This window comes from Streptomyces humicola (genome assembly GCF_024436035.1).
GTDB lineage: Bacteria > Actinomycetota > Actinomycetes > Streptomycetales > Streptomycetaceae > Streptantibioticus_B > Streptantibioticus_B humicola.
Map to the genome: position 1 here is coordinate 52,864 of NZ_JANFNG010000018.1, position 19,568 is coordinate 72,431.

The 19,568-nt window shown below is 71.9% G+C and carries 16 protein-coding genes; 5 read left to right on the plus strand and 11 right to left on the minus strand.

The genetic code is table 11. The features are described from left to right. Window positions 1–231: 231 nt before the first annotated feature. Window positions 232–855 (minus strand): DUF3000 domain-containing protein, encoded by a 624-nt coding sequence (locus tag NGB36_RS21410; RefSeq protein WP_255921989.1) that lies wholly within the window; start codon window positions 853–855, stop codon window positions 232–234. 92 nt (window positions 856–947) lie between these two features. Between NGB36_RS21410 and hemE the strand changes: the two genes are divergently transcribed. From hemE to hemQ, 3 genes are read left to right on the plus strand one after another with little or no spacing between them, the layout of a single operon-like run. Further along, window positions 948–2,033, plus strand: coding sequence for a uroporphyrinogen decarboxylase (gene hemE / locus NGB36_RS21415; RefSeq protein WP_255921990.1), 1,086 nt, complete (start codon window positions 948–950; stop codon window positions 2,031–2,033). 21 nt (window positions 2,034–2,054) lie between these two features. After that, on the plus strand, window positions 2,055–3,503 hold the full coding sequence (gene hemG / locus NGB36_RS21420) for a protoporphyrinogen oxidase (protein WP_255921992.1): 1,449 nt from the start codon (window positions 2,055–2,057) through the stop codon (window positions 3,501–3,503). Between the two features lie 5 nt (window positions 3,504–3,508). Next, window positions 3,509–4,231 carry a hydrogen peroxide-dependent heme synthase gene (gene hemQ / locus NGB36_RS21425; RefSeq protein ID WP_255921993.1) on the plus strand — a complete coding sequence of 241 codons (723 nt, stop codon included), beginning with the start codon at window positions 3,509–3,511 and terminating at the stop codon, window positions 4,229–4,231. A gap of 42 nt (window positions 4,232–4,273) precedes the next feature. Here hemQ and NGB36_RS21430 read toward each other — a convergent pair whose 3' ends face one another. Continuing rightward, complete coding sequence (locus NGB36_RS21430; RefSeq protein ID WP_255921994.1) at window positions 4,274–5,854, minus strand: alpha/beta hydrolase; 1,581 nt, start codon at window positions 5,852–5,854, stop codon at window positions 4,274–4,276. Between the two features lie 230 nt (window positions 5,855–6,084). On the opposite strand from NGB36_RS21430, the gene NGB36_RS21435 reads away from it, so the two are divergent. Further along, window positions 6,085–6,669, plus strand: a complete 585-nt coding sequence (locus NGB36_RS21435) for an ATP-binding protein (protein WP_255921995.1) — start codon at window positions 6,085–6,087, stop codon at window positions 6,667–6,669. On the opposite strand, the gene NGB36_RS21440 is transcribed toward NGB36_RS21435, so the two are convergent. The 6 genes from NGB36_RS21440 to NGB36_RS21470 all read right to left on the minus strand — a co-directional run bounded on the left by NGB36_RS21440 (window position 6,666) and on the right by NGB36_RS21470 (window position 11,660). Beyond that, complete coding sequence (locus NGB36_RS21440; protein WP_255921996.1) at window positions 6,666–7,370, minus strand: peptidyl-tRNA hydrolase; 705 nt, start codon at window positions 7,368–7,370, stop codon at window positions 6,666–6,668. The genes NGB36_RS21435 and NGB36_RS21440 overlap by 4 nt on opposite strands. Window positions 7,371–7,605: 235 nt before the next feature. Then, on the minus strand, window positions 7,606–8,085 hold the full coding sequence (locus tag NGB36_RS21450; protein WP_255921997.1) for a hypothetical protein: 480 nt from the start codon (window positions 8,083–8,085) through the stop codon (window positions 7,606–7,608). A 178-nt stretch (window positions 8,086–8,263) separates the two neighbouring features. Then, complete coding sequence (gene msrB, locus NGB36_RS21455; protein ID WP_255921998.1) at window positions 8,264–8,668, minus strand: peptide-methionine (R)-S-oxide reductase MsrB; 405 nt, start codon at window positions 8,666–8,668, stop codon at window positions 8,264–8,266. 21 nt (window positions 8,669–8,689) lie between these two features. Next, window positions 8,690–10,102 (minus strand): UDP-N-acetylmuramate--L-alanine ligase, encoded by a 1,413-nt coding sequence (gene murC / locus NGB36_RS21460; protein ID WP_255921999.1) that lies wholly within the window; start codon window positions 10,100–10,102, stop codon window positions 8,690–8,692. 122 nt (window positions 10,103–10,224) lie between these two features. Beyond that, the gene (locus tag NGB36_RS21465) at window positions 10,225–10,683 is read right to left on the minus strand and encodes an indole-3-glycerol phosphate synthase (protein WP_255922000.1); all 459 of its coding nucleotides are present in this window, start codon (window positions 10,681–10,683) and stop codon (window positions 10,225–10,227) included. Between the two features lie 179 nt (window positions 10,684–10,862). After that, the gene (locus NGB36_RS21470; protein WP_255922001.1) at window positions 10,863–11,660 is read right to left on the minus strand and encodes a pyrimidine reductase family protein; all 798 of its coding nucleotides are present in this window, start codon (window positions 11,658–11,660) and stop codon (window positions 10,863–10,865) included. 211 nt (window positions 11,661–11,871) lie between these two features. Here NGB36_RS21470 and zapE point away from each other — a divergent pair, with 211 nt between their 5' ends. Next, complete coding sequence (gene zapE, locus NGB36_RS21475) at window positions 11,872–12,852, plus strand: cell division protein ZapE (RefSeq protein WP_255922061.1); 981 nt, start codon at window positions 11,872–11,874, stop codon at window positions 12,850–12,852. Here the strand turns inward: zapE and treZ are convergent, their stop codons facing one another. From treZ to glgX, 3 genes are all read right to left on the minus strand, one after another. Next, a complete protein-coding gene (gene treZ / locus NGB36_RS21480) occupies window positions 12,853–14,601 on the minus strand; it encodes a malto-oligosyltrehalose trehalohydrolase (RefSeq protein WP_372509492.1) in 1,749 nt (582 codons plus the stop codon). It abuts the gene before it with no gap. Between the two features lie 28 nt (window positions 14,602–14,629). Beyond that, window positions 14,630–17,056, minus strand: coding sequence for a malto-oligosyltrehalose synthase (gene treY / locus NGB36_RS21485; RefSeq protein ID WP_255922002.1), 2,427 nt, complete (start codon window positions 17,054–17,056; stop codon window positions 14,630–14,632). A gap of 107 nt (window positions 17,057–17,163) precedes the next feature. Next, a complete protein-coding gene (glgX, locus tag NGB36_RS21490; RefSeq protein ID WP_255922003.1) occupies window positions 17,164–19,293 on the minus strand; it encodes a glycogen debranching protein GlgX in 2,130 nt (709 codons plus the stop codon). Window positions 19,294–19,568: the final 275 nt, after the last annotated feature.

Sequence of the window (19,568 nt, forward strand, 5' to 3'; positions counted from 1 at the left end):
GGTGGAATGGTCACAGTCTCCTTCGGCACTATCGGAACGTGGCTTTAGGGGAAGATCACGATTTATTGAGTAACAATTCGGGCAAGTCGGGTGGGCAGGCGATCGATTACCAACGAAAGAGTTAACTGTCCGATCACTTCAGTACAGATGACGGGCCGACAAGAACACCGGGGCCCGGCGACGGCGTCGAACGCGCCCGGTGTGCTCGGTGTGCTCGGTGTGCTCGTGCGCTTAGCGCGGTCCGCGGCGGTTCGGCAGCGAGACCACGCCGGTGGCACCCGGATCGGCCGCCGCCGGCGGCAGCCCGGCGCACGTGCACAGCAGCTCGCACCAGGCCGAAAGGTGCGCCGCCGCGTCCGGCCCGCCGGCCGCCGTCTCGCCCGGCGTCCACGACGCCCTGACCTCGATCTGCGTCGAGTCGGGCCGGTCGGCGAGCCCGCCGAAGTGGTGCGAGGAACTGCGCGAGACCGTGCCGCTCACTTCCGTGTACACCGCACCGCGCGCTTCGAGCGCACCCGTCAGCCACGACCAGCACACCTCGGGCAGCAGCGGGTCCGCGGCCATCTCCGGCTCCAGCTCCGCCCGGGCCAGCGTCACCAGGCGGAACGAGCCGTGCCACCCCTCCGGTTCACCTGGGTCGTGCAGCAGCACCAGACGCCCGTCCGCGAGCTCCTCGCCCTCGACGGTGACGGCCGCCTCCAGCGCGTAGGCGTACGGAGCCAGCCGCTTCGGCGCGGGGGTCGCTTCGAGTGCCACTTCCTGCCGTACCCGCGCGGTCCGCAGCGCGCCGACCGCTCGACGGAAGGCGAGTGGTGTACCGTCCTCGCCCTCGAGGTGCTCCTGAGCCGCAGCCATGCCCGGAAGACTAGGACGCTGGCACGCTCCCATACGGGAGGAACACCGGTGTGGGCGGGTCGTTGTCACGGCCGCATGCGAAGATTCAGGACGTGAGTGCAGACGAGCAGACCGCAGACGATCCACGCCCCACCCGCGCCGCCGCCGCGACCGCGGATTCCGCGTTCATCCGCGCGTGCCGCCGCGAGCCGGTGCCGCACACACCGGTGTGGTTCATGCGCCAGGCCGGGCGCTCGCTGCCCGAGTACCGCAAGGTGCGCGAGGGCACGGGAATGCTCGAATCGTGCATGCGCCCCGACCTCGTCACCGAGATCACGCTGCAGCCGGTCCGCCGTCACAAGGTCGACGCCGCCATCTACTTCAGCGACATCGTCGTACCACTCAAGGCGATCGGCCTCGACCTGGACATCAAGCCGGGCATCGGGCCCGTGGTCGCGCAGCCGATCCGGACACGCGCCGACCTCGACCGGCTGCGGCCGCTCGACCCGGACGACGTCTCCTACGTCGCCGAGGCCGTCGGGATGCTCACCGAGGAGCTCGGCAGCACACCGCTGATCGGTTTCGCCGGCGCACCGTTCACTCTCGCGAGTTATCTGGTCGAGGGCGGCCCGTCCCGCAATCACGAACACACCAAGGCGCTCATGTACGGAGAGCCTCAGCTGTGGGCCGATCTGCTCGACCGGCTCGCCGGGATCACCGCCGCCTTCCTGACCGTGCAGATCGAGGCGGGCGCCTCGGCGGTGCAGCTCTTCGACTCCTGGGTCGGCGCCCTGGCGCCCGACGACTACCGGCGGTCGGTGATGCCCGCGTCGGCGAAGGTCTTCGACGCCGTGGCCCGCTACGGCGTGCCCCGCATCCACTTCGGCGTCGGCACGGGCGAACTGCTCGGCCTGATGGGGCAGGCCGGTGCCGACGTCGTCGGCGTCGACTGGCGCGTCCCGCTCGACGAGGCGGCGAGCAGGGTCGGGCGCCACAAGGCGCTGCAGGGCAACCTCGATCCTGCGGTGCTCTTCGCACCGCGTCAGGTCGTCGAGACCAAGGCGCGCGAGGTGCTGCACGCTGCGCAGGCCGGGCCCGGCCACATCTTCAACCTCGGCCACGGTGTGCTGCCGAGCACCGATCCGGACGCGCTCACCCGGCTCGTCGAGTTCGTGCACACCACCACCGAGGCGCGCTGACGACACTGGGAGACTGGTGTCATGAGCGAATCGAAGCCCCGCGTCCTCGTCGTCGGCGGCGGCATCTCCGGTCTCGTCGCCGCGTACGACCTGTCGCGCAGCGGTGCGCAGGTCGTCGTCGCCGAGTCGTCCGAGCGGCTCGGCGGCAAGCTGTACGCCGACGAGATCGCGGGCGTGCCGGTGGACCTGGGCGCCGAGTCGATGCTCGCGCGGCGGCCCGAGGCCGTACAGCTGGCGCGGGAGGTCGGGCTCGCCGAGGAGCTCCAGCCGCCTGCCATCGCACAGGCCGCGCTGTGGACCCGGGGCAGGCTCCGCCCGATGCCGCGCGGCCACATCATGGGCGTCCCCGGCGACCTCGGGCCGCTGTCGGCCTCCGGGGTGATCTCCGCGGCCGGGCTCGCCCGGCTCCCGCTCGACCATGTGCTGCCGCGCACGCCCGTCGGCGACGACGTCGCGATCGGCGAGTACGTGGCAGCGCGGCTCGGACACGAGGTCGTCGACCGCCTCGTGGAGCCCCTGCTCGGCGGCGTCTACGCGGGCAACGCCTACCGGATCTCCATGCGCGCCGCGGTGCCGCAGCTGTTCGAGGCCGTGGCGCAGGGCGGACGGTCACTGATCGAGGGCGTACGCCAGGCCCAGCGCAGGGCCGCCGCGGCCGCGCCGCAGGACGGTCCCGTCTTCATGGGGATCCGCGGCGGCGTGGGACGCCTGCCGCTGGCGGTCGCCGACGCATGCCGCGCCGCGGGCACCCGGATTCTCGACCGGACGGCGATGCGCGAGCTGAAGCGCACACCGCGCGGCTGGCAGGCCGTCGTGGACGGGCCCGACGGCCGGACACTGCTCGACGTGGATGCGGTCGTGCTCGCCGCTCCCGCGCCCGTCGCCTCACGGCTGCTGAGCGCCGAATCCCCCGCGGCCGCCGCCGAGTTGGCGTCCGTGGAGTACGCGAGCGTGGCGCTGGTCACCATGGCCTTCCGCCGCCGCGATCTGCTGAATCTGCCGAACAGCAGCGGTTTCCTGGTTCCGCCGGTCGAGGGACGCACCGTCAAGGCGTCGACGTTCGCCAGTCGCAAGTGGGGCTGGATCCGCGATGCGAGTCCCGACACCGTCGTCCTGCGCACCTCGGTCGGCCGCCACGGTGAGGAGCACCACCTCGAACGGGAGGACACCGACCTCGTGCGGCTCTCCCGCGAGGATCTCTCAGCCGCGATCGGGCTCACCGCCGCGCCCGTGGCGGCGCGTGTGACGCGGTGGGACAGCGGCCTCCCGCAGTACCCGGTGGGACATCTGCAGCGGGTCGCCCGGATCCGTGAGCACGTCGCGAAGCTGCCCGGACTCGTCGTGTGCGGCGCCGCGTACGACGGTGTGGGCATCCCGGCGTGCATCGCCGGTGCGCGGGAGGCGGCGCGTTACCTGTCCCAGCAACCGGGGACCCTGGAGCGGCCGGCCTCCGGCGGCGCGCGAGAATAGGTGACATGACCGACAACGCTGAACCCGCCAAGGCCCCGAACGCGGGCAAGAAGGCCCGCGAGCTCAACGACGTGATCCGCTACACGCTGTGGTCGGTGTTCCGGCTCCGTGACGTGCTGCCCGAGGACCGCAGCGGATACGCCGCCGAGGTCGAGGAGCTCTTCGAGCAGCTCGCGGCCAAGGACGTCGTCGTCCGCGGCACCTACGACGTCTCCGGGCTGCGCGCCGACGCCGACCTCATGATCTGGTGGCACGCCGAAACGGCCGACGCCCTCCAGGACGCGTACAACCGCTTCCGCCGCACCAAGCTCGGCCGCGGCCTCGAACCGGTCTGGTCGAACATGGCGCTGCACCGCCCGGCCGAGTTCAACAGGTCGCACGTCCCGGCCTTCCTCGCCGAGGAGACCCCGCGCAGCTACGTCAGCGTCTACCCGTTTGTTCGCTCCTACGACTGGTACCTGCTGCCCGACGAGGAGCGCCGCCAGATGCTCGCCGACCACGGCAAGATGGCGCGTGGCTTCCCGGACGTGCGTGCCAACACCGTCGCCTCCTTCTCGCTCGGCGACTACGAGTGGATCCTCGCCTTCGAGGCCGACGAGCTGCACCGCATCGTCGACCTCATGCGCCACCTGCGAGGCTCCGAGGCGCGCAGGCACGTCCGCGAAGAGGTGCCGTTCTTCACCGGCCGGCGCAAGCCCGTCGCGGAGCTGGTGGCGGGACTGGCCTGATCCCGTCCGCGGGCCGTCCACGGGCGGCCCTTCCGGGGCACGTCATGGCTGCGGCTGCGGATGCGGGTCGCAGGTGACGTCCCCGTCGAAGGTGTCGCCGTGCAGCAGATACGCGTCGACGTGTGCATTGACGCAACGGTTCGGGCCGCCGGAGATGCCGTGCGAGCCCGAGCCCTTCTCCGTCACCAGGACGGAGTCCGGCAGCCGCCGGTGCGCGTCGAGCGCGCCCGCGTAGGGGGTCGCCGCGTCGCGTTCTGCGGCGAGCATCAGCACGGGGGGCAGTTCACCGGGGGCGAGGGAGACGTCGACGGGTGTGCCGCTCGGTGCCCGCCAGTACGCGCACGGCAGGTTCATCCACGCATTGCCCCAGGTCTCGAAGGGCGCACGGCGGGCGAGGCTGCTGTTGTCCCGGTCCCAGGTGGCGAAGGAACGCGGCCACGGGCCGTCGGCGCATTCGACGGCGGTGTAGACGGCGTTCTCGTTCTCCGCGGCGGCGGCGGCATGCGCCTGGTTGGGGGCGGCCTGCGCCACCAGCTCCTCGGGCCTGCCGTGCACGTACGCCGAGAGGGCCTTGGCGAGCTTGGGCCATGTCTGGTCGTAGTAGCCCGCATTGAGATAGGCCGCCTGCAGCTCTCCGCCGCCGATCACCCCGCCCGCCGGGTGCTTGTCCACCGCGGTGCGCACCCGGTCGTAGGCCCGCTGTACCGCCTGCGGTGTGGTGCCGAGGTGGTAGATCGCGTCGTGCCGGGCGACCCAGGAGCACCAGTCGAGCCACCGGCGTTGGAACGCGAGGTCCTGGTCGAGGTTGGCCCGGTACCAGATGCGGTCGGGGGCGGGGTCGACGACGCTGTCGAGCACCATGCGGCGAACATGGCCGGGGAAGAGCGCGGCGTACACCTCGCCGAGATACGTGCCGTAGGAGGCGCCCAGGAAGTTCAGCTGCGGCTCGCCGAGCGCCGCCCGGATGACGTCGAGGTCGCGTGCGTTGTTCGCCGTGGTCAGATACGGCAGCATCCGGCCCGACCGGCGCTCGCACCCGTCCGCATAGGCCTTGGCGGCGGCGATCCTGCGCTCCTTGTCGGCCTGCGTGACGGGATCGGGGTCCGGGGTGGGGGCCTTGGTGAACTGCGCGGGCGACTCGCACGAGATGGCCTCGGAGCGACCCACACCCCGTGGATCGAAGCCCACGAAGTCGTAGGCGCGGGCGAGGTGCGCCCAGCCGCGAAGGTGGCGCAGCGCGTACATGGGGAAGTAGAGCCCGGAGGCCCCCGGGCCGCCCGGGTTGTAGACGAGCGCGCCCTGACGCCGGACCGCGGGGCCGGTGGCGGCCAGCCGGCTGACGGTCAGGGCGATCCGGGTGCCCTCGGGGTGCGCGTAGTCCAGGGGGACGGAGACCGTGCCGCAGCGGATCGGGCGCGGCAGGCCGGTGGCGGGCGCGCACGGCCCGAACTTCACCCCGGTGGCCTGCGCCTGCGCCGCGGCCACCGCCACACCGCGCTCATCGGCGACCGTCGCCGGGTCGGACGAGGCCGGGGCGGCCGGTGCGGCAGGGGCCGTGGACAGGGCGGCGAATCCCGCGAGGGCCACGGCGGCCACGCCACCGTACAGCGCTGCTGCTCTCATGCGCGGTCCCTTTCCGCGTACGGTTCCGTACGCTGCGTGACGTGATCGCTACGACGGATGCTCGGCGCGTGCGCGGGTGATGTAAAGCACCCGGAGGCTCATGTCGCACTTCCGGAAAGTCCGATGAACGCTGCGCCGAACGCCGTCGAACGCCGTCGCGTCCGGGCACTGGGTGCTATTTGAGCCAGGGGTATGGCGGGACGCCCGGCCGCGGACCACACTGGCGCGCCATGGCGGGCGAAAATCACGGGGAGCGCGACGGCCGGGACGAGGCCGTCGCGGGCACGGTGGACGTCCTGGTGATCTGCGGGGCCGCTGGCGTCGGCAAGAGCGAGACCGCGCGCGAGATCTCGCACCGGCTCAGCGAAGCCGGTACCGCGCATGCGGTGGTGGACTGCGACGAGCTGGACCGGGTGCACCCCTGGCCCGTGCCGGGCCTGCCGCCGTGGGAGCCGGCACGCCGCAACCTTGCGGCGGTGTGGGCCAATTACGCCCGTCTCGGCCATACCCGGCTGATGCTCTGCGGGGTCCTCGCCGATCTCCGCCAGGAGCTGCCGTGGATCGCGCAGGCGGTACCCGATGCCGCCTTCACCGTCGTCCGGCTCACCGCCGGCATCGACGAGCTCCACGAGCGGGTGCGCCGCCGCGGCCCGGGCACCGGCAGGCGGGAGCAACTGTGCCGTACCGCACGCCAGGTGGAGCAGATCGCGGCCACCGATCCGCCGGCCACTCTCGTCGTCGACACGACGGGCCTCGACGTCCCCGCCGTCGCCGCGCGCGTCATCGCGCTGTGGCCGGCTGTCGCCCCGGCCTAGGCCCTTAGCGCGGGGTGGTCGGCGACGGCCGTGCACGAACCCGGGGCGATCTCCGTGAAGCCGGCGTCACGGACCAACGGCAGGCCGCTCGTGGTCAGTTCGGACCAGCGGCCGGCGTCGGCGGTGCGCGCTGCGAGCGCGAACCCGGCCTCGCGCCACTCGGCCCGCGCCGCGGACGGCAGCGCCCACCAGGCCAGTTGTGCGGCATGGCCGACCTGGGCCATGGCCTTCCCCGCCGACATGCCGAGATCCGGGTTGAGCCACAGCACGGGCACGTCAGGGTCCACCGGTCCCGGCGCCCGTGGCTCCTCCAGCTCGGTACCGGAGACCTGCAGCCGTGCGAGCTCTTTCGGCCAGCCGTCCAGCGGCACCGGCGGAAACACTCGCACCTGTGCCGTTCCGCCCTCGACCGTGATGCCCGGCACCGCCTCCGCGCGCCGCCACTCGGCGCCGCGCGCACGGCGCACCACCTTGCGGATGCGGCCGTCCTCCCAGCCGTGCCGTGCCTGCGCCCACGGTCCCTCACCCGCCGCACGCTCGTCGGCGAGGAAGGCCAGGACGGCACGCGCCGCCGTCTCGAGCGCATCGGTGCGGGCCGGCGGAGCGTCCCGTTCGATGCGGACCACGAGCGGCAGCACGAACTGCGGTGCTGCGTCACGGTCCGCGGCGGCCGGCGCGGTGAAGGGATCGGTGCTGGTCACCGGACCAGCATGGCACGAGGCCCTCAGCTGACGGCCATGAGGCTGGAGGGGGTCGGACGCCGCTACCGCAGGCGCGGGCCGTGGGTGCGGCGCGGTATCGGCCTCGACGTGCCCCGTGAGGCGCTGCTGCGCGCCCCTCGTCCCACTCGCCGTCGCGGCCGTCGCCGCGCTCGCTGCGACGGCGGTCAGCTGCCGCCTCGCAGCGCGCCGTTGACCGCAGGGGAGGACGCGCCGGCTACTCGACCGCCGGCCGGGGGCTCGGCAACGGCGGCCGGCGGCACGCCCCCTTCGCGCGCTGCCGCCGGGCGGACCTGCACACCACGATCAGCGCATCCTCGATCAGCTTGACCTGGTCGCGCATGGCGCAGGCCCAGGCCTGCTCACGGGCGTAGACGGCCGCGGTGTCGGGGTGGGCACCGTGACCGCCGAGGGTCGCTTTGTGCGGCATCAGGGAGTCACGCAGCGAGCGCAGCCCCGTCTGCATCGCGGCGATGTCGGCCTCCAGCTGCAGCCTGACCATGTGCGCGAGCTCGACGGGGTTCTTGTGCAGTACGTCCTCGTACCGCCAGCGAGCCGGCGCCAGGTCGAACAGCCATGCCTTGGCCGACTGCTCGAAGCCGGGTGAGTCCGGCGGCCTGACGGCACCCGGCCACCGCGCCGACGGGGTGGAGCCGTGGCCTTTGACCGGGTCTGGTTCGGGTGTCGTTGGTGCCATGTGAGTTCCCTAACCCTGGTTCCCGCCTGTCCGGGGCTCCTCGGCCGATGGGACCGCACCTGGGGCGTAAGGGCGGCATCGGTGGAGGAGTGGGCAAACAGTACCTACACCGCGGTATGCGTACAAGAGTTTGCTCGGTGACGCTGGGTGACCGGGTGCCGACGGGGCACTCGACGGGTCACTCCGTGGGCGTCAATCGCAGCGAGATGCTGTTGATGCAGTACCGCTGGTCGGTCGGGGTCGGGTAGCCCTCGCCCTCGAAGACATGGCCCAGGTGCGAACCGCAGCGGGCGCAGCGCACCTCCGTGCGCACCATCCCGTGTGAACGGTCCTCCAGCAGCTCGACGGCCTTGCTGTCGGCCGGGTCGTAGAAGCTCGGCCAGCCGCAGTGCGAGGCGAACTTGGTGTCGGAGCGGAAGAGTTCGGCGCCGCAGGCGCGGCAGGAGTAGACCCCTTCGGTCTTGGTGTCGGTGTACTCGCCGGTGAAGGCGGGCTCGGTGCCGGCCTGGCGCAGCACGGCGTACTCCGCGGGCGTCAGCTCCTCGCGCCACTGCTCTTCGGACTTCTCGACCTCGTAGGACATGGCCGGTTCCTCGGCTTCCTCTCAGGCGAAGCTTTCCAGGCGGGACAGGATCCGCGGGCCGAGCTCGGTGACGTCGCCCGCGCCCATGGTGAGAACGAGATCGCCGGGCTTCGCCATTCCGGCGATCACCTCCGGGACGGCGTCCTTGTCGTGCTCGGCGGTCACGTCGGCGCCCTTCGCCGCCGCCGCGTCGACGATCAGAGCGCTGGTGACGCCGGGGATCGGGTCCTCCCGGGCCGGGTAGATGTCGAGCACCACACAGGCGTCGGCGAGCGTGAGCGCCTCGCCCATCTCGGTGGCGAGCCGCTGGGTGCGGCTGAACAGATGCGGCTGGAAGACGACGAGCACGCGCCCGTCGCCCGCGCCGCCGCGGATCGCTTCGAGGTCGGCGGCGATCTCGGTCGGGTGGTGGGCGTAGCTGTCGATCACCTGGACGCCCGCCGCCGTGCCCTTCAGCTGCAGACGGCGCTTGACGCCGGTGTACGAGCCGAGGGCGGCGGCGAGGTCGTGGGCCGGGACGCCTGCGGCGACACCGGCGGCGAGCGCGGCGACCGCGTTGTGCGCGTAGTGGCTGCCGGGCACGGAGACGGTGAACGTCAGCTCCTCACCCGCGAGGGCGACCGTCACCTCACTGGTCAGGCCGTGCGGGACGATCTCGAGGATGCGCACGTCGGCGTCGGCGGCCTCGCCGTAGGTGACCACCCGCGGCCGGCCGTCGCCGGCAGCCGTGACGCGCGCGGTCAGCTCACGGGCGCCGGCGTGGTCGGCGGAGACGACGAGCGTGCCGCCGGGCACGATGCGTGCGGCGAAGGTCTCGAAGGACTCGTAGATTTCGTCCATCGAGGCGTAGTTGGCGTGGTGGTCGAGCTCCACGTTGAGCACGATCGCCACCTCGGGCGCGTACTTGTGGAAGCTGCGGTCGCTCTCGTCCGCCTCTGCCACGAAGATCTCCCCGGCGCCCTGGTGCGCGTTGGAGCCGGGCGCGTCCAGGTCACCGCCGATCGCGTACGACGGGGCGAGACCGAGCGTGGTCAGCGCGACCGCCAGCATCGACGTCGTCGTGGTCTTGCCGTGCGTGCCGGCCACCGCGATCGGGCGCGCCCCCTCCATCAGCGCCGCGAGCGCGTCGGAGCGGTGCACGACGGGGATGCCGCGCTCATGGGCGGCGGTCAGCTCCGCGTTGTCCTGGCGGATGGCGCTGGAGACGACGACGCAGGTCGCGTCCGGCGCCAGGTGTTCGGCGGCGTGGCCGATGTGCACGGTGACGCCGAGCTCCCGCAGCGCCGCGACCGTGCCCGATGCGCGCGCGTCACTGCCCCCGACCCGTGCCCCGCGCTGCGCGAGGATCTTCGCGATGCCCGACATCCCGGCGCCGCCGATGCCGATGAAGTGCGGTCGGTCCATGGCGGGCGGAGTGGGAACGGCGGATGCCATGCGCGGGTCTCCCTCGTGGTGCGGATCGTGCCTGCCGTCGGCAGCCGGTCGGCCTTGATTGTCGCACCCGCGGCACTCGCACCCGTCAAGGCCGACCGGCCGCATGCGTCACGCTTCGCGTGTCATTCGTTGTGGGCGTAGAGCTTGAGGACGGGGACGCCGACCTTGTGGCGCGCCTGGGAGGCCCAGTCGCGGTGGAAGAACTCCTCGACCAGGTGCGGGGCGGTCAGCACGATCACCTCGTCGGCCTTGGTCTTCTCCACGACCGAGCGCAGCATGTCCAGCGGGTGCTCCTGGACGATCTCACCCACCGCCTCGTTGCCGGCCTTCCGCAGTGCGGCCAGGCTGTGGTGGAGGGCGTTGACGGCGGCTTGGTCGCCCTTGATCTCTTCCTCCTCGTGGGCGACCTTGTCCAGCTCGCCGAGGGCGACGTCGTCGAGGGCCCGGAGCAGCCGCTCCTGGTCGCCGCGCGGCTGCATCAGGACGACGAAGGACACGGGCTCGTCGCCGTGCAGGGTAGTGACGAGATCCACGTCGACGGGGGCGAGCGGCTTCTCGATCATGAGTACGGTCGTGATCACGGACTCGTCCTTCTTTCTTACGGGCCAGCGGCCCCCACAGGAACCATCCTGCCCCGTCCACGGCCGGGGCACGTGAGCAAACCCTTACCCCCCGCGACAGCAAACGGAACGAGGGATTCCGGGCGGTTGAACGGCATTGGTTGAACTGCACTGGTCGAACGGCACGCCGGCAGGCGGGTTCAGCTGTCGCGCTCGCGGGCGTGGCGTTCGCGGACGTAGCGGCCGAAGAGGAAGCCGTCCTCCTCCAGCAGCCCCGCGAGGCGGAAGCGCTCGGGCACGGCGATGCCCGGGCCGTTCATGATCCGCGGCGCATCGCCCGCGGTGACCAGCGGCGCGATCGACAGGCACAGCTCGTCCAGCACGTCGGCGGCGGCGAACTGCGCCAGCAGCCTCGGTCCGCCCTCAGCCAGCAGCCGCGTCAGGCCGCGGTCGGCCAGCTCGCGCAGCGCCTGCGCCGGGTCGATCCCGGAGCCCTTGCCCGCGACGACCACCTCGGCGCCCGCAGCCTCGGCTTCCCGCACCCGTGCGGGATCCGCCTGGGCGCCGGTGAGCACCAGCGTCGGCACCACGGGCCCGGCGAAGAGCGGGAGCGAGAAGTCCAGATCCAGGCTCGCGCTCACCACGGCGATCACCGGTGCGGGCGACTGGCCGAGCGCTGCCCGTCGCTCCGCGAAGGCGGGTCGTGCCTTCGCCGGGCGGTAGCCCTCCTGGCGGACCGTTTCCGCCCCGACGACCACTGCGTCCGACAGCGCCCGCAGCACGCCGAAGATGCGCATGTCAGCCGCCGAGGACAGCTGCTCCGAGCGCCCCTCGTGCCGGGCCGCCCCGTCGAGCGAGGCGACCATGTTCGCCCGCAGCCACGGTTCACCCTCGGGACGCGGAGCCGGATAGGCGTAGGCGTCGGCGAGGGCGTCGAGCGTGTCGAACGTCTCATCGGGCACGTCGCCGGCGCGGGGCACAGGGAACAAACGGTGCATGGCGAGCAGTCTGGCACGGCGTGCCTGCCGAGGCGGGCGGCTTGGCCCAGTCCATTGCCGGGAGCGCATCGCGGAGGCAATACGCTTGGGAGCTGTGTCGTCCCCTCTGAGCCCCGGCCCCGTGAGTCACAGCGCCGCCCCGGACACCGCCCAGCCCGCGTCCCTGTGCGGGCGCGAGCCGCACGTGCCCGCGGAACGGCTGGTCGCGGAGATGGTGCCCCCTCCGCGCTTCGACGCCGTACGGTTCGACACCTACCTGCCCGATCCGGGACAGCCCAGCCAGGCGGAAGCCGTGCGGCTGCTCAGCGGCTTCGCCGCAGGCCTCGGCGGCGCAACCGCCGTGAGCGGTGGGAAGAAGCGCTGGTTCCGGCGGGAGGCCGCCGCGCCCGCCGGCCCGAGCGGCGTCTACCTCGACGGCGGGTACGGCGTCGGCAAGACCCACCTGCTCGCCTCGCTGTGGCACGCGGCGCCCGCGCCGCGCGAGCAGAAGGCGTTCGGCACCTTCGTCGAGCTGACCAACCTCGTGGGCGCGCTCGGCTTCCAGCAGGCCGTCACCGCGCTCAGCGGGCACCGGCTGCTGTGCATCGACGAGTTCGAGCTCGACGACCCCGGCGACACCGTCCTGGTGTCCACCCTGCTCGGCAAGCTCGCCGACGCGGGCGTCAGGCTCGCCGCCACCTCCAACACCCTCCCCGGCAAGCTGGGCGAGGGCCGCTTCGCCGCCTCCGACTTCATGCGGGAAATCCAGGGCCTGTCCGCCCGCTTCCGCGCACTGCGCATCGACGGTGAGGACTACCGCCACCGCGGCCTCCCGCAGGCCCCGCCGCCGTATGCGGACGATGAGGTGACCGAGGCCGCGCACGCCACGCCGGGCGCGTCGCTGGACGACTTCGGCGCCCTGCTCGGCCATCTCGCGCGCGTCCACCCCAGCCGCTACGGGGCGCTGTGCGACGGTATCGACGCCGTTTTCCTCCGCCGCGTCGAGCCGGTCACCGACCAGGCGACCGCGCTGCGGCTCGTGGTCCTCGCAGACCGGCTCTACGACCGCGAGGTGCCGGTGATGGCCTCCGGCACACCGTTCGACCGGATCTTCAGCGAGGAGATGCTGGCCGGCGGCTACCGGAAGAAGTACTTCCGCGCGATCTCCCGGCTCACCGCCCTCGCCCGCGAGGCCAAGCCAGCCGCCGGCTGATCAACGGGTGCGGCTTCCGCGGCCCCCGCGCACCACAGCCGCCGATTCCGGCGGCAGCACCAACCGCTCGTCGCCCTCGGGGAGTTCCACTGACGCGGCGAGGACCTTGAAGCCGGACAGCGGCAGCGTGCGCGGCTCGGGCGCGAGATTGACGGCGGTGTGCAGCCCGCCGCGGCGCACCAGGATCCAGCGCGCCTCCTCGTCGCAGCGGACCTCGGTGGACGGCAAGTAGGGGTCGGCGAGCTCCGGCTCGGCGGCGCGCAGCGCGATCAGCGCGCGGTACCAGCGCAGCAGTGCGGCGTGCGGTTCGCGCTCGGGTTCGGACCAGTCCAGACAGGAGCGCAGCCGGGTCGCCGGGTCCTGCGGATCGGGGATCTGCGAGGCCTGCCAGCCGTGCTCGGCGAACTCCCGGCGGCGCCCGGTCCGTACCGCCTCGGCGAGCGCTGGATCGGTGTGGTCGGTGAAGAACTGCCAGGGAGTGGACGCCCCCCACTCCTCGCCCATGAAGAGCATCGGCGTGAAAGGTGAGGTGAGGACGAGAGCGGCGCCCAGGGTGAGGTGAGCGGCCGTCAGCCGGTCGCCCAGAGCACGGTTCCCGATCTGGTCGTGGCTCTGGGCGTAGCCGAGGAAACGGTGGCCGGGTGTACGCCGGTCGAGCGGGCGCCCATGGACGCGGCCGCGGAACGAGGAGAAGGTGCCGTCGTGGAACCACACACCCGTCAGGGTCTTGGCGAGCGCGGCGAGCGGAGCGCGGGCGAAGTCCGCATAGTAGCCCTGGGCCTCACCCGTCAACGCGGCGTGCAAGGCGTGGTGGAAGTCGTCGCTCCACTGCGCGTGCAGGCCCAGCCCGCCCGTGTCGCGCGGAGCCGTGGTGCGCGGATCGTTGAGGTCGGACTCGGCGACGAGGAAGAGCGGACGGCCCACGTCGGCGGCCAACGCATCAACAGCGGTGGACAGTTGCTCAAGGAAGTGCAGTGCGCGGGTGTCGGCGAGCGCGTGCACGGCGTCGAGCCGCAGCCCGTCGAGCCGGTAGTCGCGCAGCCAGGCGAGCGCACTGCCGATCAGATAGGCGCGGACCTCGTCCGAGCCGGGGGCGTCGAGGTTGACTGCGGCGCCCCAGGGTGTCTGGTGACGGTCGGTGAAGTACGGGCCGAACTGCGGAAGATGGTTGCCGGACGGGCCCAGGTGGTTGTGGACGACGTCGAGGATCACGCCCAGGCCGTGCGCGTGCGCCGCGTCGACGAAGCGCTTCAGACCGTCCGGCCCGCCGTAGGGTTCATGGACCGCCCAGAGCGAAACGCCTTCGTATCCCCAGCCATGGGTGCCGGGAAACGGGCAGACCGGCATCAGTTCGACATGGGTGACGCCGAGCCGCGCCACATGCTCCAGCCGTTCGGCGGCGGAGTCGAAAGTGCCCTCGTACGTGAACGTGCCGATGTGCAGCTCGTAGACGACCGCGCCGGGAAGCGGACGGCCCGGCCACGGCGTGCGCCACGCGAACCGCGAGTGGTCGACGATGGCACTGGGTCCGTCGGGGCCTTCCGGCTGGTGACGCGACCGGGGATCGGGCACTGGCGCGCCGCCGTCGAGCACGACGGCGTACCGGGTGCCGTGCTCCTTGGGCAGCCCTGACGCGTACCACCAGCCGGCTCGCGCCGGATCCGGGCGCATCGGGTGGAGCGCCCCCCCGATCCACACTTCGGCCTGCCGGGCGTGCGGCGCCCACACCTCGTAACCCTCGTACCCCACAGGGTGACGGTACGCCATGCCCGGCCTCTCACGCGCGACGCAGCAGTGCCACCGGATGGCGGGTGAACAGCGCTGTCGCGGGGACGTTGCCGTCGACGACCTCACCCGTCAGCAGCTCCCGCCAGCGGCCGCCGGGCAGGGGCAGCACGGTGTCGCGCCAGCCGCCCGCGTCCTCCAGACGCCGGCTCAGCCGGGTGACCGCCGTGATCACCTCGCCCGCGCGGCAGAAGGCCAGCAGGTGCTCGCGGGCCGGGCCCTGCGCGGGCAGCGGGGCGTAAGAGGACCGCGCCCCGAACCACTGGGGGCGCTCCCGGCGCAACCGCAGTGCTGCAGCGGTCACCAGCCGCTTCTCCTCGTCGAGGCGGCCGCGCGGTGGACATCCCGCGTCCAGCTCCGCGAGCAGCCGCGGCCGGAAGCACACCGGCCGCCGGTTGTCGGGGTCGACCAGGGCCTCGTAGGCGCCTTCCGTGCCCTGGTAGAGATCCGGGACCCCGGGCATCGTCAGATGGACCAGCGCGGCGCCCAGGCTGTTGGCGCGCGCGTGGGCATCGATACGACGGCCGAACGCGGCGAGCGTCTCCTGCGCGGGACCGCACACCCCGGCGGCGACGAACCCCCCGACCAGCTGCTCGTACTCCTCGTCCGGCTCCGTCCAGCCCGTGCGCAGCGCCGCCTCGCGCACCGACTTCATCACCGCGGCCGACAGGCGCTCCGGATGCGGGGAGGCGAAGCCGACCGCGGTCTGCCACGCCACGTACTCCACGTGCCGGTCGGGTGCGGTCGCCGACTGCGCCGCCTGCCGCGAGAGCTCCTCCAGCAACGTCGCCCATTCGTCGGGGAGTTCGGTGAGGACGGCCATACGTGACCGGACCTCGGCACTGCGCTTGGTGTCGTGCGTGGACAGCACGGTCCCGGTGTCGGGCCAGTCGCGTTGCAGACGTTCGCAGAAGGCGTGGAAGGAACCGGGCGAGGTGCCAGGGCGGCCCGGATCGCCGCCGACCTCGGCCGACGACAGCAGCGGCACATAGCGGTAGAAGGCGGTGTCCTCGACGGACTTGGCATGCAGCGCCGAGGCGAGCTGCGCGAAACGGATGGCGAAGTCGTGGTGGTCGATGCCCGGGCCGAGCCGTCCCAGCGCCAGGTCCGTGACGACGTCGACCGCGTGGGCCTCCTCGGGCACGGCGAACGCGTACCGGGCGTCGTCGGCCGCCTCGCCCAGGATCTCCGCCGCGGTCTCGCGCTCGGCAGGGGTCGACGTGTACGGACGGTAGACGGGCAGACGGACCAGCAACTCGCGTATGGCCGTGCGCAGCGCCCATGGCGCATGGTCGGCGAGGCCCCGGTCCGCCGCGCATATCCGGTCGGCGGTGCGGACGAGGCGTTCGACCTCGGCGGCGAGGTCGTGGCGGATCACCCGGTGGGCGGCGGCGCGCGCGGTGGGGGCCCACTCGCCGCCGCGGTCGGCGGCGGGGGACGCGAAGTCCCGGTAGACGACGGCGAGGCGGGCGGCGCCGACGGGGTCGACGAACAGCCCGTCGATGCGGGTGAGGGCGTCGTAGCCGGTGGTACCCGCGCATTCCCAGCTGCGGGGCAGCCGCTCCTCGCCGCACAGTATCTTCTCCACGACGGTCCAGCGACCGCCGCTCGCCTCCCTCAAACGGTGCAGGTAGGCGTGCGGATCGGCGAGACCGTCGGGATGATCGATGCGCAGTCCGTCGACGACGCCGTCGCGCAGCAGGCGCAGCACGGTCCCATGGGTGGCGTCGAAGACGTCGGGGTCTTCGACGCGTACCCCGATCAACTCGGAAATGGTGAAGAAGCGACGGTAGTTGAGCTCGGTGCGGGCCAGCCGCCACCAGGCGAGACGGTAGTGCTGGGCGTGGAGCAACTCGGGCAGCGCCAGGTGCTCGGTGCCGGGGCGGACCGGGAACAGGTGGTCGTGGTAACGCACGACGGGCTCGCGGCCGGTTGCCGCGCCGCTCTCGGACTTCTCCAGGCGCAGCACACCGGCCGCGAGGGATTCGCCCAGACGCTCGCCGAGCACCGGCAGCAGCATCTTGCCGCCGTGCGCGGCCCAGTCGATGTCGAACCACCGGGCGCAGGGCGACGACGGACCGTCGCGCAGCACGCTCCACAGCGCCGTGTTGAGCTTCTCGGGAGCGGGCACGGCCATGTGGTTCGGCACGATGTCGAGCACGAGCCCGAGCCCGTGCGCGTGAGCGGTGCGGGCCAGCGCCCGCAATCCCTCTTCGCCCCCCAGCTCCGCCCGAACGCGCGTGTGGTCCACGACGTCGTAGCCATGGGTCGAGCCCGGCACGGACTCGAGCACGGGGGAGAGGTGCAGATGGGACACGCCGAGCGCGGCGACGTAGGGGACGGCGTCCGCGGCCGCGGCGAAGGGGAAGTCCGGCTGCAGTTGGAGGCGGTACGTCGCGGTGGGCGGCGTGATGGTCATACGACCATCTCTACATGCTTATGGGCTGTACCGCAGGGGGGCGGGCTCGCTCGGGCGGTATGCCACTGCGCGGGAAGCGCGCCCCCGCACACCCGGATGGGTGAACGTCACGCCGGGCGTTGAAGAACGACGAGGCTGCGGTCGGCGAGCAGGAGCCGATCCCCCGCCCGCACCTTGCGGCCGCTGCCCGGCGCCACTCCGTCCGCGACCGCGGTGTCGACCACCACTTGCCACTCCTTTCCGTGGTTGACGGGGACGACGAACTCCATCGGCTCATGGTGTGCGTTGAACATCAGCAGGAAGGAATCGTCGGTGATCTTCTCCCCGCGCGCACCGGGCTCGGAGATCGCGTGGCCGTTGAGGAAGACCACCAGCGACTTGGCCTGGGCCGCCTCCCAGTCCCGCTGCGTCATCTCCTCACCCTCGGGGGTGAACCAGGCGATGTCCGAGAGCTCGTCGTGGGTGCCCTCCACCGGTCTACCGTGGAAGAAGCGGCGCCGCCGGAAGACCGGGTGGTCGCGGCGCAGCCACACCATCGTGCGGGTGAAGTCGAGCAGCGCCAGCGCGTCCGCGTCCTCCTCACTGCCGCCCTTCGGCCACGGGACCCACGTCACCTCGTTGTCCTGGCAGTACGCGTTGTTGTTGCCGCCCTGCGTGCGCCCGAACTCGTCGCCGTGGCTGAGCATGGGCACGCCCTGCGAGAGCATCAGCGTGGCGATGAAGTTGCGCATCTGGCGGCCGCGCAGGGCGTTGATCCCGGGGTCGTCCGTCTCGCCCTCGACGCCGCAGTTCCACGACCTGTTGTGGCTCTCGCCGTCCCGGTCGCCCTCGCCGTTGGCCGCGTTGTGCTTCTCGTTGTAGCTGACGAGGTCGCGGAGGGTGAAGCCGTCGTGGCAGGTCACGAAGTTGATGGAGGCGAGCGGCCGGCGGCCGTCGTCCTGGTAGAGGTCGGACGAGCCCGTCAGCCGCGAGCCGAACTCGGCGAGCGTGGCGGGCTGTCCCCGCCACAGGTCGCGCACCGTGTCGCGATAGGCGCCGTTCCACTCCGTCCACATCGGCGGGAAGTTGCCCACCTGGTAGCCGCCCTCGCCGACGTCCCACGGCTCGGCGATCAGCTTCACCTGGCTGACCACCGGATCCTGCTGCACCAGGTCGAAGAAGGACGACAGGCGGTCCACCTCGTGGAACTGGCGCGCCAGGGTGGCGGCGAGGTCGAAGCGGAATCCGTCGACGTGCATCTCGGTGACCCAGTAGCGCAGCGAATCCATGATCATCTGGAGTGCGTGCGGGCTCCGCATCAGCAGCGAGTTGCCGGTTCCCGTGGTGTCCGTGTAGTAGCGGCGGTCCTTGCTCAGCCGGTAGTACGAGGCGTTGTCGAGGCCGCGGAAGGAGAGCGTCGGGCCCAGGTGGTTGCCCTCGGCGGTGTGGTTGTAGACGACGTCGAGGATCACCTCGATCCCGGCCATGTGCAGGGCGCGCACCGCCGTCTTGAACTCCAGTACCTGCTGGCCGCGGTCGCCCATGGACGAGTACGCGTTGTGCGGGGCGAAGAAGCCGATCGTGTTGTAGCCCCAGTAGTTGGTCAGGCCCGCGTCGACCAACCGGTGGTCGGTGACGAACTGATGCACCGGCATCAGCTCCAGCGCCGTCACCCCGAGCTCCACCAGGTGCTCGATGACAGCCGGATGGGCGAGCGCCGCGTAAGTGCCGCGGATCTCCTGGGGGAGCCCCGGGTGCAGCATCGTCAGGCCCTTCACGTTGGCCTCGTAGAGCACCGTGCGGTGGTAGTCGATGCGCGGTGAGCGGTCGTCGGACCAGTCGAAGAACGGGTTGACGACGACGGAGGTCATCGTGTGCGGCGCCGAGTCGAGGTCGTTGCGCACCTCGGGGTGCTCGAAACGGTAGCCGTAGACGGCCTCGTTCCAATCGACGGTGCCGCTCATCGCCTTGGCGTACGGATCGAGCAGAAGTTTGGCCGAATTGCATCGGTGGCCGAGCGAAGGTTCGTACGGGCCGTGCACCCGGAACCCGTACCGCTGGCCGGGCATCACACCGGGAACATAGGCATGACGTACGAACGCATCCGTCTCGCGCAGCTCTATGGCCGTTTCCGAGCCGTCGTCGTGCAACAGGCACAGCTCGATGCGCTCGGCCACCTCGGAGAAAACCGCGAAGTTGGTACCGGCGCCGTCGTACGTCGCGCCAAGGGGATACGCCTGCCCGGGCCAGACCTGCATCTCTCGACTCTTCCGCTTGTGCCACTCTTCCGCTTGTGCCACGCGGGCGCCAGGCCGCCCTGGTGCATCTTCGCGCACCAAACGGCGCTTGTGTCCGTTTTCGCAAGATCTTCCCCTGAACGGGTGCCCGATCCGGGCCGTCTGGCCGCGGCGGCCGGCGGCGCGCAGGGGCGGTACGCTGCAACAGCCGCCGCCCACAGGCCTGATGGGCAGTGGCGGAGACGTGAAAGTAGTGAAGTAGGACCCATAGAGCTGCGCCCTGTCCTGCCCCCGCA

Bases quoted from the DNA above. Each gene is read 5' to 3' on its own strand.
- treY (WP_255922002.1), bottom strand. From the start codon at position 17,056: ATGACCATCACGCCGCCCACCGCGACGTACCGCCTCCAACTGCAGCCG.
- NGB36_RS21430 (WP_255921994.1), bottom strand. From the start codon at position 5,854: ATGAGAGCAGCAGCGCTGTACGGTGGCGTGGCCGCCGTGGCCCTCGCG.
- hemQ (WP_255921993.1), top strand. From the start codon at position 3,509: ATGACCGACAACGCTGAACCCGCCAAGGCCCCGAACGCGGGCAAGAAG.
- NGB36_RS21435 (WP_255921995.1), top strand. From the start codon at position 6,085: ATGGCGGGCGAAAATCACGGGGAGCGCGACGGCCGGGACGAGGCCGTC.
- murC (WP_255921999.1), bottom strand. From the start codon at position 10,102: ATGGCATCCGCCGTTCCCACTCCGCCCGCCATGGACCGACCGCACTTC.
- NGB36_RS21450 (WP_255921997.1), bottom strand. From the start codon at position 8,085: ATGGCACCAACGACACCCGAACCAGACCCGGTCAAAGGCCACGGCTCC.
- zapE (WP_255922061.1), top strand. From the start codon at position 11,872: ATGGTGCCCCCTCCGCGCTTCGACGCCGTACGGTTCGACACCTACCTG.
- msrB (WP_255921998.1), bottom strand. From the start codon at position 8,668: ATGTCCTACGAGGTCGAGAAGTCCGAAGAGCAGTGGCGCGAGGAGCTG.
- glgX (WP_255922003.1), bottom strand. From the start codon at position 19,293: ATGCAGGTCTGGCCCGGGCAGGCGTATCCCCTTGGCGCGACGTACGAC.
- NGB36_RS21470 (WP_255922001.1), bottom strand. From the start codon at position 11,660: ATGCACCGTTTGTTCCCTGTGCCCCGCGCCGGCGACGTGCCCGATGAG.
- NGB36_RS21410 (WP_255921989.1), bottom strand. From the start codon at position 855: ATGGCTGCGGCTCAGGAGCACCTCGAGGGCGAGGACGGTACACCACTC.
- hemG (WP_255921992.1), top strand. From the start codon at position 2,055: ATGAGCGAATCGAAGCCCCGCGTCCTCGTCGTCGGCGGCGGCATCTCC.